The 11,695-nt window shown below is 68.4% G+C and carries 10 protein-coding genes; 3 read left to right on the top strand and 7 right to left on the bottom strand.

Translation table 11 applies throughout. From position 1 onward, the window contains the following. Nucleotides 1-276: 276 nt before the first annotated feature. From C516_RS0116575 to C516_RS0116610, 7 genes are all read right to left on the bottom strand, one after another. Nucleotides 277-1,515, bottom strand: a complete 1,239-nt coding sequence (locus tag C516_RS0116575; RefSeq protein ID WP_018719540.1) for a Zn-dependent hydrolase — start codon at nt 1,513-1,515, stop codon at nt 277-279. Beyond that, on the bottom strand, nt 1,512-3,191 hold the full coding sequence (locus C516_RS0116580) for an ABC transporter ATP-binding protein (protein WP_018719541.1): 1,680 nt from the start codon (nt 3,189-3,191) through the stop codon (nt 1,512-1,514). The genes C516_RS0116575 and C516_RS0116580 overlap by 4 nt, the downstream gene beginning before the upstream one ends. Nucleotide 3,192: 1 nt before the next feature. Then, nucleotides 3,193-4,035 (bottom strand): ABC transporter permease, encoded by an 843-nt coding sequence (locus C516_RS0116585; protein WP_018719542.1) that lies wholly within the window; start codon nt 4,033-4,035, stop codon nt 3,193-3,195. Continuing rightward, on the bottom strand, nt 4,035-5,012 hold the full coding sequence (locus C516_RS0116590) for an ABC transporter permease (protein WP_018719543.1): 978 nt from the start codon (nt 5,010-5,012) through the stop codon (nt 4,035-4,037). The genes C516_RS0116585 and C516_RS0116590 overlap by 1 nt, the downstream gene beginning before the upstream one ends. 69 nt (nt 5,013-5,081) lie before the next feature. Beyond that, entirely contained in the window at nt 5,082-6,746 is a 1,665-nt protein-coding gene (locus C516_RS0116595) for an ABC transporter substrate-binding protein (RefSeq protein ID WP_051088264.1), read from the bottom strand. A gap of 131 nt (nt 6,747-6,877) precedes the next feature. Next, on the bottom strand, nt 6,878-7,654 hold the full coding sequence (locus tag C516_RS0116605) for a FadR/GntR family transcriptional regulator (RefSeq protein ID WP_018719546.1): 777 nt from the start codon (nt 7,652-7,654) through the stop codon (nt 6,878-6,880). A gap of 327 nt (nt 7,655-7,981) precedes the next feature. Beyond that, on the bottom strand, nt 7,982-9,709 hold the full coding sequence (locus C516_RS0116610) for a sigma-54-dependent Fis family transcriptional regulator (RefSeq protein WP_018719547.1): 1,728 nt from the start codon (nt 9,707-9,709) through the stop codon (nt 7,982-7,984). A 235-nt stretch (nt 9,710-9,944) separates the two neighbouring features. Between C516_RS0116610 and C516_RS0116615 the strand changes: the two genes are divergently transcribed. The 3 genes from C516_RS0116615 (at nt 9,945) to C516_RS0116625 (ending at nt 11,686) form a co-directional block, all read left to right on the top strand. Continuing rightward, entirely contained in the window at nt 9,945-10,175 is a 231-nt protein-coding gene (locus C516_RS0116615) for a phenol hydroxylase subunit (protein ID WP_018719548.1), read from the top strand. A gap of 39 nt (nt 10,176-10,214) precedes the next feature. Further along, nucleotides 10,215-11,219, top strand: a complete 1,005-nt coding sequence (locus tag C516_RS0116620) for an aromatic/alkene monooxygenase hydroxylase subunit beta (protein ID WP_018719549.1) — start codon at nt 10,215-10,217, stop codon at nt 11,217-11,219. A gap of 191 nt (nt 11,220-11,410) precedes the next feature. Continuing rightward, a complete protein-coding gene (locus C516_RS0116625; RefSeq protein WP_018719550.1) occupies nt 11,411-11,686 on the top strand; it encodes an MmoB/DmpM family protein in 276 nt (91 codons plus the stop codon). Nucleotides 11,687-11,695 lie beyond the last annotated feature (9 nt).

Consider the following 11,695-nt stretch of genomic DNA (forward strand, 5'->3'; position numbering starts at 1 on the left):
CCTCTCCCGTGAAGGGAGAGGGGCCCGGAGGGCGGGGCGTGCATGGCCATGGGCCAGGTGCGACTTCCAGCGGCAGTGGGTCGGCGGGCGCATCCGCTCCCCAACCCCTCTCCCGTGAAGGGAGAGGGGCCCGGAGGGTAGGTCGTGCACGGCTGGAAGCCGTGTGCGACGTCCCGCGCGAACCGTCCGGGATGTCGCACACCTTTCGGTGAACGACCGGCCCCGGTTCCCGGCAGACATGGGCGGGGCGATCGTCCCGCAATCGGCCCGGCGGTCCTAAATCGCCGTCTCACGGACCGCCTCGTAGAGGACGGCGGCGCCCCGGGCGGCATCGTCCGGGGTGATGTTCTCGGCCTCGTTGTGGCTGATGCCGCCCTCGCAGGGTACGAAGATCATGGCCGTGGGGCAGACCTTCGCGACGTAGACGGCGTCGTGGCCGGCGCCGGAGACGATGTCCATGGCCGGGATGCCCAGACCTTCGGCGCTGTTCCGGACGCGGTCCACGAGCGCCGGGTCGAAGGGTGTGGCGGGGAAGTGCCAGAACTCCCGGAGATTGAGCTCCAGGCCCGCGTCCCGCGCGACGGTCGCGGCCTCGTCGCGCAGGCGCCGGTCCAGGGCGTCCAGGGTGGCGTCGTCCGGGTGGCGCAGGTCCGCGGTGAGGAACACCTCGCCGGGGATGACGTTGCGCGAATGGGGGCTGACGTCGAGGATGCCCACGGTGGAGCAGGCGTCCTCGCCGCCCTCCAGGCCGATGCGGTGGACGAGCTCGACGATGCGTGCGGCGCCCACGAGCGCATCCCGGCGCAGGCGCATGGGCGTGGGGCCGGCGTGGGCGGACTGCCCGGTGAGGGTGAGCTCGTACCAGCGCTGGCCCTGGGCGCCGGTGACGACGCCGAGGGGGCACCCGGTATCCTCCAGCACGGGACCCTGCTCGATGTGGAGCTCGAAGTAGGCCGCCTTGGGCGTCTGCTCGTGGTCCGCCGGAGTGTCGCCGTTCCAGCACTGTCGGTCCAGCTCGTCGCCGAGGCGGGCGCCGTCCTGGCCGACGGTGGCGCGCACGGCCTCCGCGTCGAACGCGCCGGACCACACGCCGGAGCCCATCATCGGCGGGGAGAAGCGCGCGCCCTCCTCGTTCATCCACACGACCAGCTCCAGCGGGTGGCGGGTGGTGATGCCGTGGTCGTCGAGCGCGCGGAGGACCTCCATGCCGGCAAGCACGCCGAGCACGCCGTCGAAGCGCCCGCCGTTGGGCTGGGTGTCCAGGTGACTGCCCATGACCACCGGGGGCAGCGTGTCGTCGCTACCCGGCCGGCGGATCCACAGGTTGCCGATGGCGTCCGTGGTCATGGTGCAGCCGGCGTCACGGGCCCATCCGGCGAGCAGCGCCCGGCCGTCCCGGTCCAGGTCGGTGAGGGCGAGCCGGCAGCTGCCGCCGTTGGCGGTGGCGCCGATACGCGCCATCTCCATGAGCGAGGCCCACAGGCGCTCGCCGTCGGTGGGGTAGGCGGTGCTCATGCGTCGGCCCCCCGCGGGGTCCGGGCCCGCTGCGCGCGCAGGTGGCGGAGGTCCTCCGGGATCTCCCAGTTCTGGCCCGGGATCGCGGCGAGCAGCTCCTGGGTGTAGGGGTGCTGCGGGTTGGAGAACACCTCCTTGGACGTGCCCACCTCCACGATCCGCCCTGTCTGCATGACCGCGATGGTGTCGCTCACCTGGGCGGCGACGCGCAGGTCATGGGTGATGAACATCATCGCGAGCCCCAGCCGGTGGCGGATGTCGTCGAGCAGGTCGAGCACCTGGGTCTGCACGGAGACGTCCAGCGCGGAGACCGGCTCGTCGGCTACCAGCAGCTCGGGGTCCAGCGCCAGGGCCCGGGCAATGGAGATGCGCTGGCGCTGCCCGCCGGAGAATTCGTGGGGGAAGCGCTCCGCCGCGGAGGCGTCCAGGCCCACGAGCTCCAGCAGCTCCCGTGCCCGGGCGTAGGCCTCGCTGCGGGGCGTGCCGAAGGCGAGCGGCCCCTGGGCGACGATGCGCCCGACCTTGTAGCGCGGGTTGAGCGAGGCGTACGGGTCCTGGAAAACCATCTGGATGCGCTGGCGGAAGGGATGGAAGGCGCGGCGGCCGAGGCGGTTGAGGTCGGTGCCGTCGAACACGATCTGGCCGCCGTCCGCCCGGTGCAGGCCGAGCAGGCAGCGCCCCAGGGTGGACTTGCCCGAGCCGGATTCGCCCACGATACCCACGGTCTCGCCCGGGTGGATGGTCAGCGAGACGTCGTCCGCCGCCACCAGTTCGCGGCCCCGGCGCAGGAAGCCGCCGCCGAGCGAGAACACCTTGCGCACGTTCTGCGCGTCGAGCAGCGGCTCGCCCTCGCGGTTGAAGGCGTCGCGGTGCTCGATGTAGTGGGGCACGGCGGCGATCAGCTCGCGGGTGTAGGGATGCTGCGGGCGGTTGAGGACCTCGTCGGCGGTGCCGATCTCCACGCACCGGCCCTCCTGCATCACGGCCACCCGGTCGGCGATCTCGGCGACCACGCCGAAGTCGTGGGTGATGAACATCACCGCCATGCCGAGCTCGCGCTGCATGCGCTGGATGAGCTCCAGGATCTGCTTCTGGGTGGTCACGTCCAGCGCGGTGGTGGGCTCGTCGGCGATCAGCAGCCGCGGCTCCAGGGCCAGGGCCATGGCGATCATCACGCGCTGGCGCTGGCCGCCGGAGAGCCGGAAGGGGTAGCTGCGGCGCAGCGACTCCGGATCCGGCAGGCCGACGGCGGCGAGCAGCTCGAGCACGCGCTCGCGGCGGCGGGCGGCGTCCATGTCCGCGTGGGCGCGCAGCGCCTCGTCGATCTGCTCGCCCACGCGCATCAGCGGGTTGAGGGCGGTCATGGGCTCCTGGAAGATCATGCCCACGTCGCCGCCGCGCATGGCGCGCTGCTCCGCCTCGCTGCGGGTGAACACGTCCCGGCCGTTGAGGATGGCCTCGCCGTCGGCGACCTTCACGTGGGGCGCGGGGAGCAGGCCCATGATGGCGTGGGCGGTCATGGACTTGCCGGAGCCGGACTCGCCGACGATGCACAGCAGCTCGTTCTCGGCGATGGTGAAGTTGACGTCCTCCACCGCATGGGCGCGCTCGGCGCCCTCGGGGAGGCTGATGGTCAGCCCCCGCACGTCCAGGACGACGTTGTCGGTCTCGCTCATGTCAGCCTTTCCCCTTGCGTGCGAGTTTCGGGTTGAGGGCGTCGTTGAGACCCTCGCCCACCAGGTTGATGGCGAGCACCGTGATCAGGATCGCCACGCCGGGGAAGAAGCTCATCCACCAGGCCTGGCGCATGACCGTGCGCGAGGCGCCGATCATGTAGCCCCAGCTCATCATGTTGGGGTCGCCCAGCCCGAGGAAGCTCAGCGCGCTCTCGAGCAGGATGGCCGTGGCCACGGTCAGCGATGCCGCCACGATGATGGGCGACATGCTGTTGGGCAGGATCTCGCGCAGGATGATCGAGGGCGTGGACTGCCCGGTGGTGATCGCCGCCTGCACGAACTCCCGCGAGCGCAGGCTCAGGAACTCGCCGCGGGCGAGGCGGGCCAGTGGTGGCCAGCTCACGATGGCGATCGAGGCGGTCACGCTGGTGATTGACGGCGTGAAGATGGCGACCAGCATTACCGCGAGCACGAAGTTCGGGATGGTCTGGAACAGCTCGGTGAAGCGCATGATCGCGTCGTCCACACGGCCGCCGTAGAAGCCGGCGAGCGCGCCCAGCGTGACCCCGATCAACAGCGCCGCGGCGGTGGAGGTCAGGCCGATGAGCAGCGACACCCGTGCGCCGTGGGCGATGCCGGAGGCGATGTCCCGGCCGAGGGTGTCCGAGCCCATCAGCGTGCCGGCCGACAGCGGCGGCGCGAACGGCCGGGTGACCATGTCCCACGGGCTCGTGGGGTAGAGGAGGTCGGCGAACAGGGCGAGGAACACCACGCCGGCGAGGATGATCAGGCCAATGATCGCGCCGCGGTTGCGCGCGAAGGCCTTCCAGAATTCTCGGCTCATCAGCTCACCTCGATGCGTGGGTCGATGAGTGTGTAGACGAGGTCGGTGATGATGTTGAACACCAGCACCATGATCGACGTGACCACAAAGATGCCGAGCAGCACCTGGTAGTCGCGCTGCAGCAGCGCGTCGAAGGCCAGTCGGCCGACGCCGGGCCAGGCGAACACGGTCTCCACGAGGATGGAGCCGCCGATGAGATAGCCCGCCTGGATGCCGGCGAAGGTGATCACCGGGAGCACGGCATTACGTAGGACGTGGCGCACCACCACGCGGCGCTCCGGCAGGCCCTTGGCACGCGCGGTCTTCACGAAGTCCATGTCGCGGACCTCGAGGATCGATGAGCGCGTCAGCCGGGCGTAGACCGCCATGTAGAACAGCCCCAGGGTGAGCACCGGCATCACCAGGTGCGCGGCCACGTCGACGAAGTGGTCGAGGCCCGTCAGCCCCGCACCCACGCTCTGGTAGCCGAAGGCCGGCAGCCACCCGAGCTGGACGCTGAACAGCAGGATCATCATCAGTCCTATCCAGTACAGCGGCGTGGCGTAGGCGAGCAGGGCGATGGTGGTTATGGCCGTGTCAGACCATCGGCCGACTTTGACGGCGGCCAGGGTGCCGAGCAACAGCCCCATCCCGAGGGAGAAGACGTAGGCGATGCCCGTGAGCAGCAGGGTGGCCGGCAGGCGCTCGGCGATGAGGTCCCAGACAGGGCGCTGCTGGCGGTAGGAGTAGCCCAGGTCGCCGGTGGCCACGTCGGTGACGTAGGTCCACAGCTGCTGCGGCAGCGGCTCGTCGAGATGGAACTTCTCACGCAGCTGCTCGATGTATTGCGGATCGGATGCGCCGCTCTGGCCGGCGATCACGAGTGCCGGGTCCCCGGGGGCGGCGCGGATCAGCGCGAAGTTGATCAGCACGATGGCGAGTAAGATGAAGAGGCTCTTCACCACCCGCCGCCCTAGGAAGGATACGATCTTGCCCATTCGCGAAGGTCCCGTTGAGGGTCCGGGCCGGGGCGTTCGCCCCGGGCCCGGGCCGGGATTGCCGGATGGCTACTGCTTCGGTTCCACCCAGACATCGGCAAAGTTGTCCGACGTGCCGATCGCGGTGGTTACGGCGTTGTGGACACGCTTGTTGAGCAGGGTCGGGAACTCCATCTCCAGTAGCCAGGCCACCGGGACGTCCTTCGCGAGGATCTTCTGCACCTCGGCGTACATCTGCGCGCGCTTGGCGTCGTCGTTCTCCACCGCCGCCTTGGCGAAGAGCTCGTCCACCTTCTCGTTGGAGTAGCCCATGGTGTTGGAGAACAGCACGCCCTTGCGGATGTTGTCCGAGATGTAGGTACGGGCGACGCCCAGGGCCGGGTGGCCGTACTGATAGACGTAGTCGTTGGTCATCTGGTAGTCCCAGTTCGAGAGCTGCTGTGCCCAGCCCGCGCTGTCGGTGCTACGCAGCGTGACCTGCACGCCCACCTTGCCCATGGCCTGCTTGATGTACTCGGCCAGTCGCGTCCAGACCTCGCCGTAGGGCATGACCAGGAACTCCACGTTGGCACGCACGCCGTCCGAGCCGGGCTCGAGGCCCATGTCGTCGAGCAGCGCCTTGGCCTTCTCCGGGTCGTGGGGGTACTTCTGGACGTCCGGCGTGTACTGGGTGGTCACCGAGTTGATTGGGCCGGTGGCCACGCGTCCGAGACCGAAGAAGATGTTGTCACGGATGAACCCGCGGTCGAGGGCGTACAGGATCGCCTGCCGGAAGCGCCGGTCGTTGAGCGGCGGCTTGCGGGTGTTCATCTCGATCCACGCCATGGGCGCGAACATCTCGTAGCCCTTGGTGGTCAGCTCGAGGTTCGGCAGCTTGGAGAGCCGCGGCACGTCGAAGGGCTCGATGTTGCCGAACTGGCTGATGTCGGCGTCACCGGTCTCCATCGCCAGCGCCCGCGAGGCGGCGTCCGGGATGATGCGGAAGTAGATGTCGTCCAGGTACGGGCGACCGTCCTGCCAGTAGTCGTCGTAGGCAGTGAGGTGGACGTAGCTGCCCTTCTCCCACTTCACGAACTTGAACGGGCCGGTGCCGATGGGCGTGTCGTTCATCTCGTTGTCGTTGTAGTCCGTGCCCTCGTAGATGTGGGCCGGCATGATCGGCATGTTGGTCACGCCGAGACCGATGATGAACGCCGGGAAGGGCTCCTTGAGGTTGAACACGACGGTGTGGTCGTCCGGCGCCTCGACCGTGTCCACGTGGGAGAAGATCAGCCGCCAGCGCGGGTTCGTCTCCGGCGTGAAGGTCTTGGCCGTGAATACCACATCATCCGCGGTAAAGGGCTCGCCGTCGTGCCAGGTGGCGTTCTCGCGCAGGTGGAAGGTGTAGGTCAGCCCGTCCTCGGAGATCTCCCAGCCCTTGGCCAGGCCGGGCAGGGGGTTGAGGTCGTGGTCGTAGCGCAGCAGGCCCTCGTAGATCTTGCCGCCGACCAGCTGGGTCGGCGCCTGCTGGTTGAGCCCGAGGATCAGGATCGGGGGTTCCGGGTTGAGGATGATGTCGAGGGTGCCGCCCTTCTGCACGGCCTGGGTGTCATCCGCGGCCTGGGCCGCTGTCGCGGGGAGCAGTGTCCCGGCGACGGGGAGGGCGAGGAGGGCCGCCGCCGCGGCGGCCATCAGTCCCCGTTGCGGGCGTCGGTACCAGGCCCGGCGGGCGCTTTTCGTGTCAGTGGATCGCATGGTCAGTCACCTCCTGAGCGTCGATGGAATCGGCGGTGCCGATGGGGTCCCGTTGGTTGTTGTCGTGGTGCCTGTTCACGGGGGCCGGGACGTTCGGGGGTTGCGCCGTGGGCGCGTTGCCGGAGTGCGGCTCAGTCGTGGTCATGGTCGCCGGACTCCAGCAGAAAGCTGTCGGATACCTGTGCCTCCAGCGCCACGGTGTGGTGCTCCGAATTGCACATATGCTCGTACATGATCCTGCGGACCGCTTCGACGTCCTCCCTGCGGAAGGCGTCGAGCAGCTCGCGGTGGTAGTGACGGTTGTCCTCGCCGAACTGCACGCGCCGGGGGCGGTAGGTGCGCTTGAGGTCGACGAGATCGGAGAGCAGGTCGCTGATGAAGTACACCATGAAGCGCAGCAGCGGGTTGCCGCAGGCATCGGCGATGCGGTTGTGGAAACTGAGCTCGGCGAGGCGCAGCTCGCGCTGGCCGTCGCGTTCGAAGCCGAGGCCCTCGCACAGCGCGATGTTCTCCTCGAGCGCCCGGAAATCCGCATCCGTGAGCCGCCCCACGGCGGCCGCGGCGGCCTCGACCTCGACGCCCTTGCGCAGCTGGTAGATCTGCCGGCCGTCGAGCTTCTGGAAGTGCAGGTAGTTGCGCAGCGCCCGGGTGGCCTGCTCGACGCCGGGCTCGGCGACATAGGCGCCGCCGGTCGGGCCGGTGCGCATCACTACCAGTCCCTCGACCTCCAGCGCCTTGAGCGCCTCGCGCACCGTGCCCTTGGCACAGCCGTAGAGGTCGATGAACTCCCGTTCCTTCGGCAGGCGATCCCCCGGCTGCAGGCCCTCGACCACGATCCAGCGCTTGACGTCCTCGACGATCAGGTCGGAGAGCTTGCGTCGGGTCGGTTTGCGCCCGGGATCCTGCATGACTTGCCTGACAACTCCCACCTGCCCGGCCGTGCGGGCACGATTTACCTATTTATAAGGATAAATAGCATAGATTCGGGGTTTGTCTACAGCCCGCCGGCCGTTGCCGGGGGACCTCCTGGTGCCCAGCCCGCTGGTGGCGGGGGTTTCGGCCCCTTCGGGCGTGCCGGGTGTCAGAGGTGGGTGCCGTTCGGTGCAGGATAGACCGGCTCCGGCGGAGCGCAATGCATCGACAGGGGGTGTCCGACGACGGGGCGGAGTGGTCACAGCGGTGGCGGACAGGGGACGGTTCCGTCCGTCTGTCCGCCCGGTGCCGCGCGGTGGTGATCAGGTCTCGCCGGGTATGTCGTGTTTCTTCATCCGGTAGGCGAGTTGCGGGCGGGTCATGCCCAGCGACCGGGCCGCCTGGCTGAGGTTCCCGCCGGCGCGGCGGACAGCATGCTGGATGAGCCGGGGCTCGAGCTCGTCCAGCGAGGCCTGGCGGTCGAGAACCAGGTCGGCGAGTTCGTCGAGATTTGCCGGTGACCGGGCCGCTTCCGGCGTGGCCGGTCCATCGGCGGGGGGCGCGGCGGTGACGACGGGTGCCGTGCGCGGCTCCTCGGCGCAGCCGCCGGAGAGGTTCATGCGCGGAAACAGGTCCTTGACCTCGATCCGGCGCTGGTTGTCGGCGATGATCACGCCGCGCTCGATCATGTTCTCCAGCTCGCGGATGTTGCCCGGCCAGTCATAGGCCTGCAGCGCCTCGACGGCCCGTTCGCTCACGCCCTGGATGCGCTTGCCGTGGCGGGCGTTGTACTTGGCGAGGAAGCGCTCGACCAGCAGCGGGATGTCCTCGCGGCGCTCGCGCAGCGGCGGGATGATCACGGGGTAGATGTTGAGCCGGTAGTAGAGGTCGGCGCGGAAGCGCCCCTCGCGCACGGCCTGCTCCATGTCCATGTTGGTGGCGGCGACCAGGCGCACGTCCACGTGGCGGGTGCGGGTGTCGCCGACACGTTCGAACTCGCCCTCCTGGAGCACGCGCAGGAGCTTGGCCTGGGCGCCCTGAGAGAGCTCGCCGACCTCGTCGAGGAACAGCGTCCCGCCGTCGGCGCGCTCGAAGCGCCCGGGACGGGACTGCTGGGCGCCGGTGAACGCCCCCTTCTCCACGCCGAAGAGCTCCGACTCGATGAGCTCCTCGGGCATCGCCGCACAGTTGACCGCGACGAAGGCGTTGGCCGCCCGGCGACTGAGCTGGTGCAGGCCCCGGGCGAACATCTCCTTGCCTACACCGGTCTCGCCGAGCAGCAGCACGGTCACGGCGCTCTCGGCGGCCTTGCGGATGATCTCGCCGGTCTCGCGGAACGCCGGCGATACCCCCACCATATCGCCGAGGTTGGTCTGCTCGTCGATGGAGTAGCGCAGGTGCTCCACCTGATCCTGCAGGGCGACCAGCTGCTCGGCGACGTTCTCCGGCTCGAAGTACTGCAGCTCCTCGGTGATCTCCTCGCCCCAGTCCTCCACCGGTTTGCCGACGATGCGGCAGTTGGTGTCGCCCTTCCCGCGGCAGTCCACCTCCCGGAAGATCACCGATTTCCCCATGATCGCCGTGGTATAGCCGGTGGCGTAGCCGAGCTGCATCCAGCAGACCGCGTCATGGTAGGGGCCGAAGGCCTCTAGGTGGACCGCGGCCTCGAAGGAGTCCTCCCAGAGGAACTCGCCGGAATAGCGCCCGCCGGCGACGTCGATGTCGAAACGGATCGGGGTGACGTGGGCGATGCCCTCCAGGGAATGCAGCTGCGGGCCGAGGTTCATGAGGTCCTCGTCGCTGGCCCGGGGGAGGAGCTCCCGGGCCATCTCGGCGTCGCGCTTGCCGGAGGCGTAGCCCATGCGGGTGAGCACCCCGCGGGTGCGGTCCAGGCCGAGGGTATCCACCAGCTCCCGGCGCAGGGCCCCCAGCGCGCCGGTGTGCAGCAGCACCATGCGCTGGCCCTCCAGGTAGATGTGCCCGGAGCGGAAGCACAGATGGAACTGGGCCGCGAGCTCCGGCAGCCGGTCGAAGGTGATCCCCGATGTCATGGCCTCTCCTCCGTGCCGTCGGCCGCGGTTGAGCAAATCATCAAGCACCGCGGCGCGGGTTCATTATATCGTTATTTTTCGTTTTATCGAGATTTTGTGTTGCACCCGCAGCAATTTGCGGCATATCAATGACATAAAAAGTTGGCACGGCTCCTGCATTATTGATGGGCGGAAGCGGGCCGCCGGCCTGCTGCCACGAGTGAACCCATCATCAGCGGCGAACGCGGACAAGGCAATGGGACAGAGGCAGACCCACGACTGCTACGTGCATGTAACCAACCGGCGCGCCGACGGGTTCGTAGAGTTCGACTTCTCCTTCGGCGACGCGGATCTCTACATCGAGATGATCCTGCCGGAGGCGGCGTTCGAGGAGTTCTGTACCCATAACGATGCGGCGCGGATTTCCCCGGAGCAGGCCGCCCGCTGGGAGGCGGAGCGGCAGAAGTGGCGCGAGGGCGGACTCTAGCGCTGCCAGCCGAAACGGTTAACGAATCAGGAGGAGAGCATGGCGATCGAGATCAAGACGGCATCCATCGAACCCATCCGGCACACGTTTTCCAACGTGGCCCGGCGCCAGGGCGCGGATAAGCCGGCCTCGCGCTACCTGGAGGCGATGTACGACCTCCAGCCCACGGTGAACTTCCACTACCGGCCCCTCTGGGACCCGGACCACGAGCTCTACGACACGGGCCGTACCGCCATCGACATGGCGGACTGGTACGCCTTCCGCGATCCGCGGCAGTTCTACTACGGCACCTGGACGATCACCCGCTCCAAGCAGCAGGACGTCGCCGAGCGCAACTACGCCTTCGTGGACAAGCGCAATCTCCTCGATCTGGTCGGTGCCGGAACCCGGGAGCGCGCGGAGGCGGTGTTCGTGCCCCTGCGTCACGCGGAGTACGCGGCGAACCTCAACAACATGTACATCTGCGCCTACGGCTACGGCACCGCCATCACCCAGGCGGCGAGCTTCAATGCCGTGGACCGCCTCGGCATCGCCCAGTACCTCTCCCGCATCGGGCTGATGCTCGACGGCAACACCTGCGAGTCCCTGGACCGGGGCAAACAGGCCTGGCTCGAGGCGGAGACCTGGCAGCCGCTGCGCCGGCTCACCGAGGACCTGATGGTCACCCGGGACTGGTTCGAGCTGTTCGTGGCGCAGAACTTCGCCCTGGACGGGCTCTCGTTCCCGCTGGTCTACGAGCGCATCGACGGCGAGCTGCAGAAGGACGCCGGCTCGACGATCTCCATGCTCAACGAGTTCATGAACGAGTGGTACGGCGAGACCAGCCGCTGGGTGGACTCGGTGCTCAAGACCGCCGCCGCCGAGTCCGATGCCAACAAGGCGCAGATCGAGCAGTGGGCCCGGCACTGGTGCGACCGCGCCGGGGAGGCCCTGCAGCCGGTGGCCACCGAGGTCTTCGGCGAACGGGCCGACGAGGTCATGGCCGGGCTGCGCGAGGAGCTCGCCACCCGGGCGAAGAAGAAGGCAGGTCTGGATATCGAGTGAGACGTACCCACCGCCGGTAGGACGGTGGATAGGTCCGGGGACAGCGGGTTCCGGGACCGTCTGCGGCCAGGGACGGCCGCAGTCGAGCCTACAGGGAGGTACTTGTGGCGTGTCCCGGAAGTCGCTGTCCCCGGGCCCCAAGCCCGACACGACAAGCACCGTCGGCGGGCAACCGAAAAACAGGAGGAGCAATGGCGAACAACAACGTCTTCATCGCGCTTCAGAACAACGAGGAGGCGCGACCCATCATCGAGGCCATCGAGCAGGACAACGCCGAGGCCCGGGTCGAGTACGCCCCGGCCATGGTCAAGATCGACGCGCCCGGGCGGATCGTGGTCCGCCGCGAAACCGTCGAGGACCTGATCGGGCGCGACTGGGACCCCCAGGAGCTGCACATCAACCTTATTTCGCTGTCCGGCAACATCGATGAGGACGACGACGCGTTCGTCCTCCATCGCGGCGACTGAACACGAGGA

The sequence above is a fragment of the Arhodomonas aquaeolei DSM 8974 genome, assembly GCF_000374645.1.
Lineage (GTDB): Bacteria > Pseudomonadota > Gammaproteobacteria > Nitrococcales > Nitrococcaceae > Arhodomonas > Arhodomonas aquaeolei.